The organism is Magnetococcales bacterium (assembly GCA_015228815.1).
GTDB lineage: Bacteria > Pseudomonadota > Magnetococcia > Magnetococcales > UBA8363 > UBA8363.
The window spans coordinates 90,618-109,655 of the sequence record JADGCV010000009.1; the positions used below are offsets into that span (position 1 = coordinate 90,618).

General features: G+C 55.7%; 15 protein-coding genes. 7 read left to right on the forward strand and 8 right to left on the reverse strand.

Going from position 1 to position 19,038, the window contains the following annotated elements; translation table 11 throughout:
- Positions 1-5 precede the first annotated feature (5 nt).
- The 4 genes from HQL76_05680 to HQL76_05695 form a co-directional block, all read right to left on the reverse strand.
- On the reverse strand, positions 6-2,630 hold the full coding sequence (locus tag HQL76_05680) for a PAS domain S-box protein (GenBank protein ID MBF0108645.1): 2,625 nt from the start codon (positions 2,628-2,630) through the stop codon (positions 6-8).
- The gene (locus HQL76_05685; protein ID MBF0108646.1) at positions 2,627-4,051 is read right to left on the reverse strand and encodes a hypothetical protein; all 1,425 of its coding nucleotides are present in this window, start codon (positions 4,049-4,051) and stop codon (positions 2,627-2,629) included. Before HQL76_05685 ends, HQL76_05680 begins: the two co-directional genes overlap by 4 nt.
- Positions 4,052-4,201: 150 nt before the next feature.
- On the reverse strand, positions 4,202-5,074 hold the full coding sequence (locus HQL76_05690) for a hypothetical protein (protein ID MBF0108647.1): 873 nt from the start codon (positions 5,072-5,074) through the stop codon (positions 4,202-4,204).
- Positions 5,071-5,883 carry a DUF3696 domain-containing protein gene (locus HQL76_05695; GenBank protein ID MBF0108648.1) on the reverse strand — a complete coding sequence of 271 codons (813 nt, stop codon included), beginning with the start codon at positions 5,881-5,883 and terminating at the stop codon, positions 5,071-5,073. Before HQL76_05695 ends, HQL76_05690 begins: the two co-directional genes overlap by 4 nt.
- Positions 5,884-5,901: 18 nt before the next feature.
- On the opposite strand from HQL76_05695, the gene HQL76_05700 reads away from it, so the two are divergent.
- Positions 5,902-6,153, forward strand: coding sequence for a hypothetical protein (locus HQL76_05700; GenBank protein MBF0108649.1), 252 nt, complete (start codon positions 5,902-5,904; stop codon positions 6,151-6,153).
- A gap of 59 nt (positions 6,154-6,212) precedes the next feature.
- Here the strand turns inward: HQL76_05700 and HQL76_05705 are convergent, their stop codons facing one another.
- Positions 6,213-7,364 (reverse strand): DUF262 domain-containing protein, encoded by a 1,152-nt coding sequence (locus HQL76_05705; GenBank protein MBF0108650.1) that lies wholly within the window; start codon positions 7,362-7,364, stop codon positions 6,213-6,215.
- A gap of 393 nt (positions 7,365-7,757) precedes the next feature.
- On the opposite strand from HQL76_05705, the gene HQL76_05710 reads away from it, so the two are divergent.
- The 5 genes from HQL76_05710 to HQL76_05730 all read left to right on the forward strand — a co-directional run bounded on the left by HQL76_05710 (position 7,758) and on the right by HQL76_05730 (position 15,071).
- Positions 7,758-9,788, forward strand: a complete 2,031-nt coding sequence (locus HQL76_05710) for a diguanylate cyclase (protein ID MBF0108651.1) — start codon at positions 7,758-7,760, stop codon at positions 9,786-9,788.
- Positions 9,789-9,865: 77 nt separating this feature from the next.
- The gene (locus tag HQL76_05715; protein ID MBF0108652.1) at positions 9,866-10,540 is read left to right on the forward strand and encodes a hypothetical protein; all 675 of its coding nucleotides are present in this window, start codon (positions 9,866-9,868) and stop codon (positions 10,538-10,540) included.
- A gap of 289 nt (positions 10,541-10,829) precedes the next feature.
- Positions 10,830-13,859, forward strand: coding sequence for an SUMF1/EgtB/PvdO family nonheme iron enzyme (locus HQL76_05720; protein MBF0108653.1), 3,030 nt, complete (start codon positions 10,830-10,832; stop codon positions 13,857-13,859).
- 199 nt (positions 13,860-14,058) lie between these two features.
- A complete protein-coding gene (locus tag HQL76_05725) occupies positions 14,059-14,730 on the forward strand; it encodes a hypothetical protein (protein MBF0108654.1) in 672 nt (223 codons plus the stop codon).
- Positions 14,727-15,071, forward strand: a complete 345-nt coding sequence (locus HQL76_05730; protein ID MBF0108655.1) for a four helix bundle protein — start codon at positions 14,727-14,729, stop codon at positions 15,069-15,071. The genes HQL76_05725 and HQL76_05730 overlap by 4 nt, the downstream gene beginning before the upstream one ends.
- A gap of 97 nt (positions 15,072-15,168) precedes the next feature.
- On the opposite strand, the gene HQL76_05735 is transcribed toward HQL76_05730, so the two are convergent.
- Positions 15,169-15,348 (reverse strand): hypothetical protein, encoded by a 180-nt coding sequence (locus tag HQL76_05735; GenBank protein MBF0108656.1) that lies wholly within the window; start codon positions 15,346-15,348, stop codon positions 15,169-15,171.
- Between the two features lie 107 nt (positions 15,349-15,455).
- On the opposite strand from HQL76_05735, the gene HQL76_05740 reads away from it, so the two are divergent.
- Positions 15,456-16,415 (forward strand): RNA-directed DNA polymerase, encoded by a 960-nt coding sequence (locus HQL76_05740; protein MBF0108657.1) that lies wholly within the window; start codon positions 15,456-15,458, stop codon positions 16,413-16,415.
- A 129-nt stretch (positions 16,416-16,544) separates the two neighbouring features.
- Here the strand turns inward: HQL76_05740 and HQL76_05745 are convergent, their stop codons facing one another.
- Both HQL76_05745 and HQL76_05750 read right to left on the reverse strand, forming a co-directional pair.
- The gene (locus tag HQL76_05745) at positions 16,545-17,900 is read right to left on the reverse strand and encodes an SUMF1/EgtB/PvdO family nonheme iron enzyme (GenBank protein MBF0108658.1); all 1,356 of its coding nucleotides are present in this window, start codon (positions 17,898-17,900) and stop codon (positions 16,545-16,547) included.
- A 247-nt stretch (positions 17,901-18,147) separates the two neighbouring features.
- Positions 18,148-18,966, reverse strand: coding sequence for an SUMF1/EgtB/PvdO family nonheme iron enzyme (locus tag HQL76_05750; protein ID MBF0108659.1), 819 nt, complete (start codon positions 18,964-18,966; stop codon positions 18,148-18,150).
- Positions 18,967-19,038: the final 72 nt, after the last annotated feature.

Below are 19,038 nucleotides of genomic sequence, written 5' to 3' on the forward strand. Positions count from 1 at the left end.
CCGGTCTACGCGACCCTTTGACCTTGATCATCGGACGGGTGATCGGGGAGGGAAAAAAGAAAGGTGCTGCCCTGGTTTGGGGTCGATTCGACCCGGATGGATCCTCCATGGCGTTCGATGATCCGCTTGCACAGGGCCAGTCCGATGCCCGTCCCTTCGAAGCGGGCCTTGGAATGCAGCCTCTGGAAGATCAGGAAAATGCGTTCATGATGACGGGAGTCGATGCCGATGCCGTTGTCCGTGACCGAAAAAATCCATTGGGAAGCGTTTTTTTCCGCCGTGACATGGATGACGGGGGGATGTTCCCCACGAAATTTGAGGGCATTGCCGAGAAGATTCTGGAACAATTGGATCATCAGGGGCGCATCGGCCTGGAGGGTCGGGAGGGGGTCGCGGGTGATGGTGGCCTGGGATTCGCTGATCCACTGCGTCAGATGAGACAGGGCCTGATCCATGGCCTGATTCATGTCGGTGTCGGTGAAGGTGTCGTTGCGGGTCCCCATGCGGGCGTAGGTCAGCAGGTTGTTGATGAGTTTCTGCATGTGATGCGTGCCATCCACCGCATAGGCGATGTAGCGGTTGGCTTGTTCGTCCAATTGGTCGCGATAGCGTTTTTCCAGCAGTTGGACAAATCCGGTCACCAGCCGCAGAGGTTCCTGAAGATCGTGGCTGGCCACGGAGGCAAACTGTTGCAGATCCTGATTGGAGCGTTCCAGATCGCGGGTCCGTTCCGCCACCCGCCGTTCCAGATCCTGGTTCAGGGTGAGCAGCCGTTCTTCGAGGTCCTTGCGTTCGGAGATGTCTTCGATCACCGATACGAAAAACACCGTGTTTTTCTGGTCGTCGCGAATCGGCGAGACCGAAAGCATGACCCAGATCGAATGACCGTTCTTGTGCAACAGCCTGCGTTCCGCGGCATAATGGGTCATCCTGTCGGCGATCATTTCCCTTGATCGAAGCCTGTCCTGGTCCCGTTCGTCGGCAAGGGTGAGCTCCTGGAAATGCCGTGCCGTCAGTTCATCCCGGGAGTACCCGAGGATGTCGCAGTAGCGTTGGTTGAGCAGGAGAAAGGTTCCATCAGGGGCCAGATGGGCGATGCCGACCGCCGCCTGTTCGAAGGTGGCCTGGAATTTTCGCCGTTCCTCCTGGAGGGAGCGTTCGAACAGATGACGTTCGGTGACATCGCGAAAGATTCCCAGAATCATCCGGCCATCTCCCAGATCGGTCACCCCGGCGCAGATTTCGACGGGAACCTCGCCGCCGTCCCGCCGCACGATGAAAACACCCGAGAGCAGCCCTTTTCCTTTCTGGACGTGTTCGCGAAAAAGTTGTTGGTAGCGTTCGATCTCATGGGGCGGATGAAGGGCGGTCTGGTGCATGCCGATCACTTCGGAGACGGGACGCCCCAGGAGTTCACCCGCCTTTGAATTGGCATCGACGATGATTCCCGAGTCGGCATCGGCGATGAGGATGGCGTCGTTGGCCGATTCGACGAGAAGACGGTATTTTCGTTCGGAACGGACGAAGGCTTCGTGGGCCTTTCGGGCATCGGTGACATCGCGAACCATGAGCAGGAAACCGGTCGTGCGGTTTTCGCGGTCGAGGATGGCGGAGACCCGTGCATCCAGAATGCGAGGTTCTCCGTTGATGGTCTGCCCGATGGAAAAGGAATGGTGGCCGTGGCGGCGGACTTCTCCGATACCGTGGGCGAGGCGCTGGGGGGGGACTCCCAGTTCCTGGTGAATGGCATCGACGGTGTGTCCCAGGACGGTGGCGGCGGCACGATCGAAAAGGCGTTCCGCCTCGGGGTTGAAATATTTGATACGAAAATCAAGGTCGGTGGCGAGGATGGCCAGATCGGTGGCGGTGCGCAGGATGTTGTCCAGGGATACCGCTTTTTCCTCCAGGGCCAGGCGGGCTTCGATCAAGGCAGTCCTGCCCTGGCGCAGGGCGGAGGTTTCCATGAGTTGTTGCACCATGGGGGTGGCGATGCGGAAAAACAGGGAGGCCCCGGCGAGGATGACCAGCATGCCGATCCCGGCGACCACCAATCCAGCCTTGAAAAACGGCCAACGAATCTCCGCCATGTCGATTTTGGCGACGATTCCCATCCCGAGGATGGGAATCGGTTCATGGGCGGCCAGTACCGCGACGCCACGATAATCCAGTCCGATGAGGACCCCCGAACGCCCCATCAAGGCCTGCCGCATTGGTTCGCCACTTTCGGAATCGAAGGGAACCCGGGCGATTTTGTCATGGTTGCTGTGCCTTTGTTTGAGGGTGAAGACAATTTCCCGGCCTTCCATCCGGGCCATGGCGAATTCGCCGGTCTCGCCGAATCCTATGAATTTGTCGTGCGCCTCTCTGAGTTGGGCCATGGTCGCTTCGATCATCTGCCGTCGCGACCGGATTCCCTGGAAAATGGCCTGTTCCCGGGTATGGTTGGCGATGGCATCGATCAATCCGACGCGGCTTTTGACGAGTTCGGTCAGGCGCAACCGGTTTTGTTCGAACGATGTTTCATAGAGGATGACGATCGAAATGCTGCTCAAAAGGATGCCGACTGCCGCCATGATGCCGACCAGAAGGACGAAGCGCGCCAGTTGGGGGTTGCCTGGGGAGGGGATCATTCCAGTTCGCTCGGGTCCTCGGGGAGGGAAAACCGCATGAGTGTCCCCTGGGCCTCGCCCGGTTCGACCCAGATGCGACCGCCATGACGTTCCACGACCCGTTTGCAGATCGTCAGGCCGATGCCGGTTCCCGGAAACCGGGAACGGGGATGGAGTTTCTGGAAGATGAGGAAAACCCGTTCGGCGAATTGGGGGGCGATGCCGATGCCGTTGTCACGGATCGAAAAGATCCATTTCGCCCCTTCCCGGTGGGCGCCGATGTGAATTTCCGGGGTTTGATCACCCTGAAATTTGAGGGCATTGTCGAGCAGATGGCGAAACACCTGGAACAGTTGTCCGGGGTCTGCGTGTACGATGGGGAGGGGATCGTGGGTGATCCGGGCCGAACGGGTGGTGATGGTGGTGTTGAGCGACTGGAGCGTCTGAAGGAGGATCCGTTCGCAGTCGGTGGGGACGATGTCGCCGGAGTGGGTGCCGATCCGGGAAAATTCAAGCAGACTGTCGATCAGGGCCTGCATGTGGCGAACGCCATCGGAAACGAAATCGATGTAGCTGTCCGCCTTGGTGTCGAGGGCGCCACGGTAGCGCCTGGCCAGGAGTTGCACATATCCCGAGACGAGCCGCAGGGGTTCCTGGAGGTCATGGGAGGCGGCGTAGGTGAATTGTTGCAGTCCCTGGTTGGATTGTTCCAACTCCCGATGCAGCTGGCTGTTTTTTTGTTGCAGGGTTTCGTTGACTTCCTTGAGGGTTCGCAGACGTTCTTCCCGCTCCACGAGCCGTTCCATGATCTGCCTGAAATCGGTTTTGGCCTGATCCCGCTGAATTTCGAGGGAATGAAGATCGAGGCAGGCGCGGATCTTGGTGAGCAACAGGGGTTCCTGAACGGGTCTGGGAACCAGATCGAAACGATGCGGACCGGGTTCCAGGGTGGTTCCCAAGGCACGATGGGGGTCGGTGACCAGGTAGAGAAGACAGGGGGGGTGGGATTCGTTGAGGGCATTGAGGTCGCGGGCGAATTCGTGATGTCCTTCGAGCCATCGATCTCCGTCGAGGATCAACAACGCCAGATGATGCCGTGCGGCGATCTCGATGGCATGAGCCTCGGAGTGGGCGGAAAGGATTGTCCCCTCGATACGCCGGCGCAGCAGCGAGAGAACTTCCTGGCTTCCTTCGCGGGTTTCGCCAAGCACAAGAAGAACAGGAGGTTCGGGGAGCGTGGTTTTGGGGTGTGGACGATCGAGGGAGGATGCGTCCTCCCTGTCATGGGAGGGGGTCGGGTTGCCGCATGAGGTTTCTTCACCGATGCGTTTTCTGTCCGGTGGCCTGCCTGAAACAGGGATCGATTCCTGACGATGCATGCGGACCACCTTCGACCAGGGAAAAGGCAGGTTTGGCGAGAATGATTCATGGCCGGGGTTCATGAATACCGGAAAATTCCAAACTCCGGGCCATTTTCCGCCAAGTGAGGAACTCTGGCAAGAGAAAATAAGTTAAATCAATTATTTTCGTAGGACTATCCCTTTGTCGCGCGGCAGGCGATAGGATTGATGCATCGAACGTGATGCAAATGATCATGTCCTGAAGTGTCGCGTGAAGTGGCAGATCAGAATGCGTCCGTCCGCGACATCTGGAAATCCGAAATGGAAGTACATTCGATCAATGTTTGGCCTGAATTTGACATGCCATTCACAAAAGAAAGTTCGACCACCGAATGAGGTTTTTCTTTCGTCCATCGCTTTGCGGTTTCCGTGCGTTTGGGGTGATTCCCTGGTAGTGGGGAAGCCGATCGCCGCCGAGAGGACCTTAACCAAGGCTTCGTCGGAATGTTCCAGGCGAATCCTCCGGCCCTGGTCATTGAGGATTGCCAGGGCGGTACCAACCTTATGTCGCAGGATACGATAGGGCTCGTCAAACCGATCGAACTCCCTGGCAAGGCCCGGTTTGAAGGCCAGCTGCGGAAAGGAACGGGCCGCATGTTCGATGAATTCATCCTCCGGGCAGTCAACCAACTCCGGAACGGCGCGATAGCAGGTCATGAGCGACTGTTCGTCCGTGACATCCCATGGAGAATCGCTGTCATTTCCCAACAGGAACAGACAGCCCGCTGCTTCTTTCCTGGAACGCCAAACTGCCATTCGCGCCACCGTCGGTCGTGCCGGTTCATCAAGGTCTTCAAGAGCACGGCACCGGTCAAGCTGTATCATCAAGGCATTTTGCAAATCGCGATCCAAAGGACTCTCGGCGGTAAAGAGAACATCCACCATGCGCATTCCCGGAACTACCATCGTTTCGTAAATAGCCTTGTCTTTCCATAGGATACAGCCATCTTTCCTGGCCCGGTCGAAGAGTCGGGAAAAGGATTCCAGGCTTTGGGTGACATCAGGTCCGGATCCGCCGGCCCAGGTCATGCGCACCTCGTCAATGGCCAGATGGACTGGAATCATGGTTTTGCCGTTCTGGCATCGATAATTCGTCGCAGGTCGATTTCACTTTGATCAAAGAACCTGCCGGGGTATTCGGACAGACCACCCGATGCCGTCATGGTGATGGAATGGTGGCGTAATTCATCATCGTTCCGATCTAAAAAGTGGAACTGGGCCTCCCTGGATTGGAAAGGATGTTCGGGGTGAACGGCAGCCAGACGAATGCCGTTGATGATGTGGTCGCTGTGGGTTTCGATCACCACCTGGATTCCCTGGGCCGCAAGACGGGCAAGAAACTGTCCCATCGCCGATTGTGCCGCGGGGTGCAAATGGGCTTCCGGACTATCGACGATGAACAATGATCCAGGACGGGCCAGTAACCCCGCCACCACGATGGGCAAACAGTAGGTCAAGCCGAAACCGGTATTTGCCGGACGGACCCAATCATTCCGATACCCCCCTTGCAGATACCGCAGTCCTACCGCATCGAGTCCGGCGCAGATTTCCACCCGAAGCTTGACCCGGGGGACGAATTCGCTCATCCATTGCTCTACCTGTATGCTCAAGGTACTCAGAGATTGGGTACGTGGGTGGCGCAGTGCTTCCAAAACCGCGCTCTTTCCAAAAATGCGCAGGACCTCGGCGATGTTTTCGCCATGACACCCCAGGGCCAGATTTGCATCGGGAACGGAACCGAACATCTGAACATCTTCAAGGTTATCTCTCAGTGCCGACAGGTAGGTGAAAAGACCTGGAGTCCGATCGATCAAGAATGATGGCGGGTTGGTCGGGGCGTCCTCGCAGTGGAGAAAACGGTCCGATAAATTCAAGGACTTCAAGATAAAGACATGTGTTTCAACTGTTTGATCTCTGTTTTCCTCCATGGCAATCGTGATTTTATCACGCGACTGGTTCCGGGTAGCAAATATTTCCCCGGCGCTGCCAAGGTTCAGGCCGAACGGTCCATTCAGAGGTACGACTGCCTGATGGGACCGGGACGTTGCCTCGGTTTGGGCCAGTGTCGCAAGGCGGCCAAGAAGAATGGCCTGGAGAATGGAACTTTTCCCGGAGCAGTTGGTTCCGGTGAGAACGGTGAGTGACCGAAATGCAAAACGAATTCCACCAATTCCTTTGAAATCGGTGCATTGCAAAGCAGTGATCATGACAGTCCCGCTTGCAGGAGTTTCTGGACCTTGGTGAATCGTTCCTGTATCTGGGAGTACTTTCCGGTACCGGAAGTGATGGCGCTGATGAAATTATCATCGTCGGTCATCAATCGGCGCGCATCTTTGACGACCTGGGCGGTATGTTTCTTGAGCCATGTGGCGTTGACCCTGGTCAACATCACCGACCAGACATCGAACAGGGCGCGATTGAACGGGTGGATTTCGTCGGAGTGCGTGTACCATTTCCGGAAGGCATGATCTTCCCCGAAGAGTTGGAGTGCCTGCTCCATGGCGAACGAAAATCCGCGTTCGAGTTCGTCAAGCCTGCGATCCGGAACCTTGGACGGATTTCCCAAATCATGCACCGTCCGGGTCAGGAGGTCATCGATCCCGTTCATGTGCGAATAGTCTGAAATATTTTCAAGCCCCCTGAAGGCGCAGTGGCGTAATACCACTTCCCGATCGACCATGCGAACGTGGTCCTTGAGTTTGCTTCTTGTTACCTTGTGAAATGTCTCATGTGAACAAAGTTTTGCCAGGAACTCCCGTGTGCGGGGTTTGCTGATGCAATGACGGATTTCCTGGGGATTGAGCGGTGTCCCACCCGTATTGAGACGTCGAAAAATATCAAATTTGACCTGGTCTGGGGTCTGTGGATCGATGACGTTGACGGCCAGGGTCGTACTCATGAATCGCCGTGACCACAAGGATTTTTCCAATTCGGAAAAATACTTTCCTTGCAGTTCATGTTGTAGATATTCCAGCCGATCCAACGCAAACTCGTTCTTGCGAAAGGAACGGATCGTGGAGAGCCGTTGCACCCCATCCACGACCTGCAACAGCCCTTCGCCATCGGCGGAACAATAAAAGACCGGCAGGGGAATGCGCAACAGGATCGACTCGATCAGAAGGGATTGCTGATCCTTTTGCCAGACGCGACGCCTCTGGAAGTCGGGAGCGATATCCATCTCCCCCTGGTCGATCATGTCCAGAATCTGGCGAATGGAATACGGTTTGCTGTCAACACGAATCTTGTTTGGGTCGTAGGGCTTGGTGAGATCCTGATCGAGGATGCTGGAGGACTCCTCTTCGACACCGGTGTCCTCATTCTCATAATATTCCTTCCTTACTTTTTGTTGTTTCATGATCAACCGCTCCCAACTTTTTTATCATGAGTTTGTATTTTCATGGATTCATGTTGATTTATTTAAATAAATATCACATCCTACAATGGTTCTGCATTTCGATGCAAGCCAGGAAGTCCACAAGAAATGAGCGGCGCGGACTCGCCGGTACGATAAGAAGAGTAAAAAAATAGACCTTATCCAATCCAGGGGACTTGGCGGCAAGGAGATCCTCGGTCCGGGAGGCTTTGATTTTCTGAAATGCCACAGCCGTGGCAAATCACCTTGTCAATTGATTTGAACTCTGTTAAGCCATCGAGGGTCGAAAAAGAGGTTGGATGGGGTTTGAATCGCCACAGGGGCTTCCTGCATCGGTGTCGCGCAGGATGGTAACGAGCGAGGATGATCGAGGCCATGGAACACCGTACCAACGTACTTCTGGTCGAGGACAATCCGGCGGAAGCGGGATTGATCGAGGAAATGTTTCTGGATCATGGCACGGGGAAATTCACCCTGAGTCATGCCGGAGAATTGGAGACTGCCCTGGAATGTCTTGAACGGGATGTCTTCGATGTCGTCTTGTTGGATCTCAATCTTCCCGACAGCATGGGGTTGGAAACGCTCGACCGTCTCCAGTCGCGTCACCGCGATCTGCCGGTGGTGGTCCTGACGGGGATGGCCGATGAAGAGACGGCGGTCCGCGCTCTTCATACCGGGGCCCAGGAATATCTTGTCAAGGGGGATGTGATCGACGAGGGCAAGGTGTTGATACGCACCATCCGCTATGCCATCGAACGGAGTCGGGCCAGAAACGAATTACGCTTGAAGAATACGCTGTTGGAATCGAGCACCATGGCATTTCGCAACGTCGTCGAACACAATCGGGATGGCATCCTGGTGGTCGATTGCGGCGGAATGGTGCGATACGCCAATCCCAGAGTGGCGGATATCTTCGGTTGGAAGCAGGTCCGCGATGGTTTTTATTTCGGCTATCCGATGGCCGAGGGGGAATGTGCTGAACTGGACGTGGTCAAACCCGATCGTTCGACGGTCGTGGTCGAAATGAGTGTCGCCGATACCGAGTGGGAAGGGCAACCGGCCTTCGTCGCCTCCCTGCGTGACATCACGGAGCATAAGGCGACTGCCGAACGGTTGCGACTGGCACGGGATGCCGCCGAGAGGGCCAGCAGGGAAAACGCCCACGCCCGTAAATATCTTCAGGACATCGTCAATGCCTTGCAGCATCCTTTTTATGTCGTCGATGTCACAAATTATCGGGTCACCATGGCCAACGCCTACGTCATGGCCAACCACCAGGGGACGACCTGCCATGAATTGACCCACCAATCGGCGGTTCCCTGCGACCAGATCGACCATGTCTGTCCGCTGGCGGAAGTGGTCCGCACTGGACAACCGGCGGTCGCCGAACACCTGCATTATGACGACCATGGCCAGCCGCGCGATTACGAGGTCCATGGGATGCCCATGTTCGATGAATGCAACAAGGTGACCCATATCGTCGAGTATTCCCTGGACATAACGGCGCGCAAGCGGCTCGAAGATGAAATCCGTCTTGCCGGCACGGTGCTTGACAATGCCACCGAGGCGGTCATGGTGACCGACTCGACCAATCGGATTGTCATGGTCAATCCCGCCTTCACCAGCATCACTGGATATTCGATGGAGGAAGTTCTGGGAAAAACCCCGAATATTTTGCATTCGGGCCGGCATGATCGGGCCTTTTATGCGGCAATGTGGAAGGGGTTGCTGACGGAAGGCAAATGGGAAGGGGAGATCTGGAATCGGAGAAAAAACGGGGATCTCTATCCCGAATGGCTCTCCATCGCCACCATTCGCGATCAAAAGCAGGATGTGGTCAAGTTCGCCGCCATTTTCACCGACATCACCAAAAGAAAGGCGGACGAGGAGCAACTGCGATTTCTGGCCAACCATGACCCTCTGACGCAACTTCCCAACCGGGTTTTGTTTCATTCCCGGCTTGAATGGTCGGTGGCCCGCTCACGGCGGGACCGGAGTTCGATGGCACTGCTCTACATCGACCTTGACCGGTTCAAATGGGTCAACGATACCCTGGGCCATGTCGCGGGGGATCTTCTTCTCCAGGAAGCGGCGCGGCGTCTTTTTTCCTGCGTTCGCGAATCCGACACGGTCGGGCGTCTCGGTGGCGACGAGTTCGCGGTGATCCTGGCCGATCTCAGGGAATGTGCCGATGCAGGAAAGGTGGCTCGTCACATGCTTCAGGAACTGGCGCGTCCCTTTGATCTTGACGGGCGTCAGGCCTCCATTTCCGGCAGCATCGGCATTGCCTTCTTTCCCGACGATGCCCAGGAAATCGATCTTCTCATTCAAAAAGCCGATGCGGCGATGTACTACGCGAAACAGGCTGGAAAGAATACCTTTCATTTCCACGGGTCCGCCTCTTGAACCGTTGATCTGTCGGGGTATGGGGATGCGATTCCCAAAGATTTCGACTTGGCATTCTGCCCAAGAGGCGATTGTTCATGCGGAGAATGATCCGGGGTTGGGGATTGCGATTGGTTTGGTTGCCGATGCTTTTCCTTGCCGAAGGCGTCGCGGGGGCTTCGACTGTTTGTTTGCGTGATCGGGAGGTCGTTCGGGTGCGTGTCCGTTTCGAGGCAGCGCGTCCGCGATTCGACAATGATCAGAGCCGGGAACGAATCTCTGCCATGATGGTCCGGAAGACGGTGGGGGCCCATTCGGTGGGGCTGACCAAATCGGCGTTGTACTGGAAGGTTTCGGCACGCTTCATGACCGCTTCCCGTGGCGATCGGGAGGAGCGGTGCGTCCATTTGACCGAACTGACGCTCGATTATGGTTTTGGCGCGACTCCGGTATTCATCGATCGGCGCTATCCTCCCGGTGGCTGTCCCTACGAGACCATTCTGCGTCACGAAAAAGGGCATGTCGCGATTCTCGACCGTGAAGGGGGTGGGATGCGCGATTGGTTGCAGCGGCGGTTGTCCGCCATCGCCGCCGACATTCCCGCCATGGCGACGCGCTCGCCGAAAAAAACGGAACAGGAACTCCTGACCCGCATCGAAAACCAGACCACTCCCTTGTTCAAACTTCTCAAGGATCGCCTGACGGCGGCGCATGCCCGTCTGGATTCCCCGGAAAATCTGCGACAGACACAGAAACAGTGCAAAAAATGGTAACGGAGACGGCGTTCCCTTGATTGGAGAAACAAGGTACCTGGGCAGTTACAAACAAAGTCAAAACCCTGGGGGCAATCCCCCAGACCCCTTTTTTCTTTCAATAATTCTGGGCCCTGGGGGTACCTGGGCAGTTACGAATGTTCGCCAAAACTCTTGCCTGCGTCCATGAAAATCACATCGCCCCTTCTTTGGTGACCATGACAAGAGGCCGATGACATGATGATCCATGACGATCCGATACCAATGATTGTATCATCTCATGATCATCGTCTCATCATGGAGGACATTCATGGAGCAGATTCAAGAATCCATTCCAATCGTTCTGATCGATATGGCCGGTTTCTCCACACGAAACCGGGACACCAAAACCGATCATCTCAAACGTTTGCAACAGGGGATCCGGGAGAGCATCCAGCCCATGATTGGTTTTGCCGATCCGGAGCAGGTCATTCGCCGCCATGGCACCGGAGATGGTTATTATCTGTTCTTGAACGGTTATCCCATACCGGTGGCCCTGCGCTTCGCCTTGAATCTGGAAACTTTTTTATATGCGGATAAAAAACAACATTCGAGAGAGGAACCATTGCGTCTCCGGCTCGGGTTGACCCTGGGGGAGGTCGGATTGGTGGGTGATCAATATCTGGGAGACGCACTGACCCAGGCACAACGATTGGTTGACCACGATTGGATCAGGGAACTATTGAAAGAACGCCCGGATGATCCCCTGGCCCTGGTTGCATCGGCCACTTTTTGGAATCAATGGAACCATCATCCAAAAAAATCACATCCCAACCTGGCGTTTCCCGAAAACCGTCCCTGGATCGAAGAACAACTGATCGTCAAACATGGTGACGCCATTCCGTGCCGCATTCAGGTCGAAGAAGATATTTTTTCAAGGATCAAAAGAAAAATCCCCCCTTCGGTGTTCCAACCCCAACTCCAGGATTTGACCCCCTGGTTGCAATCGTTGCGTGACCGGACGCAGTACATCAAGATCAGCGGCATTGGTTCCGGTGGCGGACGCGGAAAACTGGCCAATCTGTATCCCATCGAGCAACTGTTCACGACGCTCAAAACGCGAGAAAGTCAACCTCGCGATTCCACGACCGGACCGGAGGCTGTGTTGGATCGCATTCGCGAGGTCAATCTGGCCGACCTCCTGCCCCGACACCGCCATCTCTTCATCGAAGGCCAGCCCGGTACCGGGAAAACCACCTTTCTCCATCTGGCTGCCGCCACGCTGGCCAAGGACCTGTTGGAAGTGGTCTGTCCCGAAGGCGGCACCTGGAGAAAACGTTATCTGGGAATGGATGATCCAGAACCATACACGCCACTTTTTTTGAAACTTTCTGAATTGGCCACCCTGTTGACCGACAGGAAAAGCGGTACAAGGGCCGATGATTGTGATCGTCTGTTGGACCTTTTGCAAACCACCCCCGACGCCAGTGAAGATCCGGCATGGCGCGATCATTGGCAACAATTGTTACGGAATGGACGGGCGCTCCTGCTCCTCGATGGGTTGGACGAGGTGGCGGATGACGCTGTGCGTGAACGGTTTTTTTCAATCGTTCAAAGCGCGAAAAATCGATGGAACAACTGCCGCATCATCGTCACCAGCCGTCCCTTCGGCGCGGAACGGTTGGCAGAGATCGGTTTCCATCGGGCCGTCATCGAACCGTTTGATGCCGAAGCCACGCAAAAATTTATCGGTCGCTGGTCGGCGGCCATCCATGCCACGGGGCAACAACCCGAGGGTGAAGCACGTCAGCATGCACAAAAACTGGAAGCAGCCATTCTGAACAGTCCTGCCATCCGTCTGCTTGCCGCCAATCCGGTCATGTTGACCTGTCTGTGTGTGATCCACTGGAACGAGGGCGAACTGCCCGAGGGACGGGCACGGGTCTACAAGGCGGTGATTCGATGGTTGCTGGGGAGCCGGGAACATTTGCGCAAGGAACGACACTATACCGACCGTTACGCCCTGGAGGCCTTCGCCGCCATCGCCCTGGCAATGATGGGGAGAGAAGAAGATGGAAAGAAGGCGATCTGCGACCTGGAAGAGGCGGCAAAGGTGGCGTGGCCCTTGTTTCGACGCCATTTCCCCACACCGCTCCCCGACCTGCGGCAGGTGCGGGATTGGGTCCGTTTTGAAGCGCTTCACAGTGGCATCCTGGAAGAACCTTCCAGAACCCGCATCCGGTTTTGGCATTTGACCTTTCAGGAATATTTGGCCGCCCAGGAACTGGCCTGGAAGAGTGATGAGGGCTGGTGGCAGGTGATCGAAAAACAACTGCTCAACGCCCAATGGCGGGAGACGGTCAACCTGTTGCCGGGAGTGCTTTTTGATGAAGGGGGAAAACGCCGGGTGGATGACCTTCTGTCCCAGGTATTGAACAAATATTCCGGGACCACACTGGTCGATGCCGCCCGGCAGGCGGGCATTCTGGGGCGCATCCTGGAACCGATGAAGGCGTATCAATATCAACCCGATCCGGAGATCCGCGGCCAGTATCTGGATGTCCTGAAACGTGCCACGGCCATATTCACCGTCGCAGGAGCACGGAAAGTGCCTGTTTCGGAACGCCTGTCGGCGGCGGAAGCCCTGGGCCAGGGGGGCGATTCGCGCCTTGCGGAAGATCAATGGCAAAACAACATGATCCCTGTCCCCGAAACCGACATTTGTTTGGGGAAGTATCTGGTCACGGTGATGGAATATCAACGATTTATCGAGGATCGCGGTTACGACACGCCCGATTTTTGGCAGGAGGAGCGCGCCTGGACTTTTCGCCAGGCGGAAGGATGGAGCGAACCGAGTGAATGGTTGGCACAACTGAACCATCCCAACCGTCCGGTAGTTGGGGTTTCGTGGTACGAGGCCTGGGCTTATTGTCATTGGTTGCACAAAAAAAGAGGGATCCCCTTCCATCTGCCCGAAGAAAAAGATTGGGAACGGGCAGCCACCCACCGACAAGGTGACTATCCCTGGGGACGGGAGCAACCGACTCCGGAACTGGCCAACTATGATGCTGGCAAGATTGACGCACCCAGCCCGGTGGGCATCTATCCCGCAGACAACGGCCCTCATGGCCATTGCGATCTGGCAGGAAACGTCTGGGAATGGAGTGCGAGTCCGTGGACGGAAGGTGGGATCGGTGATGAACGTGTCAAGAAGTACGGGCCACCGAAGGTGGTCAGGGGCGGGTCCTGGTTCGACCCGGCTTCCGGCCTCCGGGTCGGCCTCCGCTACGTCAGCCTTGCGGGCGGCCGCGGCGGCGTTCTGGGCTTTCGCCTCGCCGCCCCCGCCAGCCTTGGTTCTTGATTTTTTTGTTTTTTTTGATTTTCGGGTCCAGGGGGCGAAGCCCCCTGGTTTTGTAAAATGACAAAAAAATGTCTGTTTTTGTCATTTTGACTAACAAATGTGTCGTTTATACGGATATTTTGTCACTTTGTTGTCATTGTCATGGGCAATATGTCACTTTGTAAAGTGACAAACTGACAAAAGAGAGGAATTTGTCACTTTGGATCTGTCACTTTCCGAAGCGGCCATTGTTCTGGGCAAGACGCCCCGACAGATACGGTATCTGATCAAGTCGGGCACGCTGAAGGCCAAAAAAGAGAAGGGCTGCTGGGTCATCGAAGAGGGTTCCCTCCCCCTGTCCGACAGCCAGCGCCAGACCCTGGCCCGCCGCGCCACCACGGCCCGGGAGGCGATGGCAGAGGCGACCGCACCTGTGGAAAAGGTCATGGCCCGGGAACCGGTCGCCACGGAAAAGGGAGTGGCGTCCCGTGAAAAGGAAAAAGAGAAAAAAACCTACTCCGTCACCGATCTTCGGGCTTTTGCCCTGGGAGAGGAACTGTTCCGGGCCGTGGAACGCCACCTGGGTGGAGAAGATCCGGCCAAGATGTGCCTGTTCGAGGCGATGAAAATGCTTTGCCGGGGATGTCATGCCTTTCAGCCACCGCAAAAAGAGGCACGTTTTACCGAAGCCCGGGAAGCGGCGGCGGATGCGGTAACCTTTTTGCTCCTGACGGGAGAAGCCAACGATGCGATGCGCAAGGACCTGGCCCGACGAATCGAAGCGGAACTGATCCCCAAACTGGCCGCGCTCGCCGCCAGTCAGGAAAAACGATCCCGCAAAAAACGGCATGAAGGATTGACCGGCTTTTTTCCCGGTTCTTTTGGCCAATGACGCAGCCCGCCCCCATTCATGGCGATACCATGAAACTTGCCGCCATGGTCCTGCGGCTTGCCGATGTACCTGCGTTGAACCGGTCTCCCCTGGGACGCCGATTGCAGGAGGGGGTGTTGCGTCTGTTGGACCATGTCATCCTGGCCCTGGCCGGTTTTGACCGGAAACAACATCTGATCGCCGCCGACGCCGAACTGCAAACCTTGCGTGGACAGCTTCTTCTGGCCCTGGAAATGGAATGGTTGGAAGAGGAATCTTTTTTGGCCCTGGCTGAAATAGCCCATCAGGTGGGACGGCAGTTGGGAGGATGGATCAAGAAAACCCATGCGCAATCGGGTTGATCGGATGCATACAGGCTTGCCAACCGGGGCAAGGCGCGTTACCCTTGATCTCAGGGACGCTTCGATCCGCTTTTTCGCGACTGCGTTTATCTTTGGGTCATGGATCCCCAGGGGCGGGTCCTGGAACAACCCGGCTTCCAACCTCCGGGTCGGCAACCGCAACGACAACCTTGCGGGCAACCGCAACGACAATCTGGGCTTTCGCCTCGCCGCCCCCGCCAACACGCCGGACACCTCCGTCGTGCAGAAGCGCCCCGGGCGCAAAGGTTTGCGCCAAAACATTCCCTGCCTGCCCGTTCTCGTAGGAACGATCTTCCGAGCGTCCGGGCAGGCTCGATCCCAAAGGTCATAATGCGCCGGATCGCCAATCTTTTCGATGAACTCGTGTCTCCAATCAACCTTTGGCGGGCATGGTTGGAATTTCGCCGGGGAAAACGCAACCGCCCTTCGGTCATGGAGTTCGAATGGCAGGTAACCCGGGAACTTTTCTTCCTGCACCAGCAACTTGCGGAAGAGACCTATACCCCTTCGGGCTACCGGTTGAAGATGATCCATGAACCCAAGCGCCGTCTGGTCGCCGCCGCCCCGGTCCGGGATCGGATCGTGCATCATGCCATATACCGAGTCCTTTCGCCACTTTTGGATCCGGGATTGATTCGTGAAACCTGGGCCTGTCTGCCGGGACGGGGCAGTCATCGGGCGCAGATCGCCTGCATGGGAGCGATGGCAAGGTTTTCATGGCGGCTGGCCTTGGACATTCGCCACTATTTCCCCAGCATCGACCATACCCTCCTGATGGAACGGGTGATGGCCCGGCGCATCAAGGATCGGCGTTTGCTGGAACTGCTTGCAATCATTTGCCGCAGCGGCGATGGTCTGTACCGTCAACCGGAAATCGGCACCTTTCTGGGGTTTCCACCCGGTTTTCCACCCGTCGGTTGTGGTCTGCCCATCGGCAATCTGACCAGTCAATGGCAGGCGAACCATTATCTTTCCGGCCTGGATCATCATGTCAAACGGATCCTCAAAATTCCCGCTTATCACCGTTACATGGACGACATGATTTTTTTTTCGAACTCCCATGATCAGTTGCGGGAGACCCGGGAGGCGGTGGCAATCTGGTTGTGGGACCATCGCCGCCTGCACCTTAAACACCCGCACACCGCCATCCACACCACGAAGCGCCCCGTGACCTGGCTGGGCAAACGCATCAGCGCAACCACCATCAATCCCAGCCGTCGCCAGATTCGCAAAATGCAGTGCCGGATAATGACCCTGATCCGCCAGGGAGACGAAGCAACCATCCGTCATTCCGTCGCTTCCTACCGTGGGGTGTTGTTGTAAGGGAAAATGACACTTTGTCACTTTAGGATGACAATTTTGTCACTTTGTCTGTATAAAGTGACAAAAACAGGGGTGAAAACAAGGAATTTGTCACTTTGACTGACAAAAGCAGGTCCTTTTTGTGTCATTTTACAAAACCAGGGGGCTTCGCCCCCTGGACCCGAAAATCAAAAAAACAAAAAAAATCAAAGACCAAGGCTGGCGGGGGCGGCGAGGCGAAAGCCCAGATTGCCGCCGCGGAAGCCCGCAAGGATGACGAGGCGGAAGCCGACCCGGAGGCCGGAAGCCGGCGCTCCAGGACCCGCCCCTGACAGGATGAACATTCTGATCCCCTTCGGTCACAAGGGGATCCTTGGCTACAAATAAGGCACGTTTTTGATAAGCATTTGCATCCCAAACGTCCCGACACCATTCCCACACGTTGCCCGCCAGATCGAGATGCCCAAATGGACCCCGCCCTGCGGGGTATTGGCCTACGAGTGCCGGTTTGTCTCGTTGTTGGCCAAAGCAGGCATGCTCCAGGGTCGGGTCATCGTTGCCCCAGGGAAACCGGCGCCCATCCGTCCCGCGAGCGGCATACTCCCACTGCGCCTCGGTGGGCAGAAAAAACTCCTTGCCCGACTCTTTCGAAAGCCATTTGCAAAACTTCATGGCGTCGTTCCAATCCACCCCAACGACCGGTTGTTGCAGATCAGAATATTTTTTCTCCCGCCAAGAACGAGGTTCCCTGTGACCCGTATCCTGAAGGAAACGGCCATACTGTTGATTGGTGACCGGTGTTTCCGCAAGGTAGAATGGGGACAGTTGCACTTGATGTTTCGGCTTTGACCGATCTCCCAAATCATCATCTCCCATGGTGAACACGCCTCCCTCAACCCGAAGCATCCGCAGTCCTGGCAACCGTTCGTCAAGAAAAGAAAGAACATCCGACCGAACGGCGGGCGTCCCTGTCTTTTGCTGGCGATCAGGTACAGACGTTTGCTTGGTGGGTGGGTCTGGTGGATGCTGGGACAGTTCTCGAATACGCTTGTTCAACGCCCGGAAAATATTTTTCCGCTCCAGGGATTCCCACTGTTCCAGTGTGTGGTCAGGAGAGGCAAACCCCTGAAAACCGGCCAGATCGATGATCTTTTCCTCCCCGGTCTTCGGATCCTTAAAAGAAATCTTGGCAGCCTCTTCATCGAATGGACTGACAAACACCGGAAGGATCGTCAATCCCCTGTTCAAATGCGCGTCCAACAAAGGTGGCAATTCCTCGTTGTAAATGAATTCCGACGCAAGAAATGATTGCGAAATGAACAAGATTGCCGTGTTGGCCGCATCCATGGCTTCTTTGATTTTTTTCCGCCATTCATCTCCTGTTTTTATCTCCTTGTCGGTCCAGACAGCAACCAAACCATCGCGTTCCAATGTCTTCTTGAACGGAAGAAACTCCTTCAATAAAAGATCATCCTCATGACTATAACTTATAAAAATCTTAGACATGACCCACCCCAATCAATCAATATTCCTTCCAGTCAGAAAATATACGAGAAAAAGATGAAATATCCAACCCATGGAATGTTCCCTTGAGAACCAGGGGGCACCCTATCGATTTCCCGGAATTTCAACCGATGCGCGTTTTTATGGTTCATCACGATCGGAAGAAAGATCATCAATTTGAAAAACCGGTCGTGCAGCTGGGCAATGTCCATCCTGTCTCCGAATCATGCAACGCCCCTGGACCAGAAGATCAAAGACAAAAGCTGGCGGAGGCGGCGAGGCGAAAACCCAGAACGTCAATGTGGATGCCCACCACGTTGACGCCGCGGATACCGGTCCGAAGGCTGGAAGCCGGACCAAACCAGGACCCACCCCGAACAGGATGTAAATCCAGATTCCCTTCGGTCACGATGGGATCCTTGACCACAGGTGTGGCACGTTTTTTATAAACACCCGCATCCCAAACATCCCGACACCATTCCCAAACGTTACCCGCCAAATCAAAATGCCCAAATGGACCCCGCCCCGCAGGGTACTGACCTACAAGTGCCGGTTGATCTTGTTGTTGGTCAAAACAAGCATGCTCCGAGGTCGGATTGTCGTTGCCCCAGGGATACCGGCGCCCATCCGTCCCGCAAGCGGCATACTCCCACTGCGCTTCGGTGGGCAGGAAAAACTCCTTGCCCGACAATTTTGACAGCCATTCGCAAAACTTCATGGCGTCGTTCCAATCCACCCCAACGACCGGTTGCAGGTCGTTCGAAAATCGTTCATCCTTCCAATATTCTGGTTCCCGGCATGTTCGATTTGCCTCCAGGAAAAGACGATATTGCTGGTTGGTCACCGGGGTTTCCGCAAGATGGAATGGAGACAGTTGCACTCGATGGGCAGGCTTTTCATCATCGTATTCACCCTGATCATCTCCCATGGTAAAAATACCCCCCGGAACCGGCAGCATGCGCAGCCCTGGCAGCAGGTCAAACATGGACGGAGATGGTGGGTCTTGGGCGGACAGTTCTCGAATACGCTGGGCCAACGCCCGAAAAATCTCCTTCTGCTCCAGTGCCATGGTTCACCCCAATCGATCAATTGATATGCTTTCCGACCAAAGCATATACGAAAGGATGTCTGGATGTATATT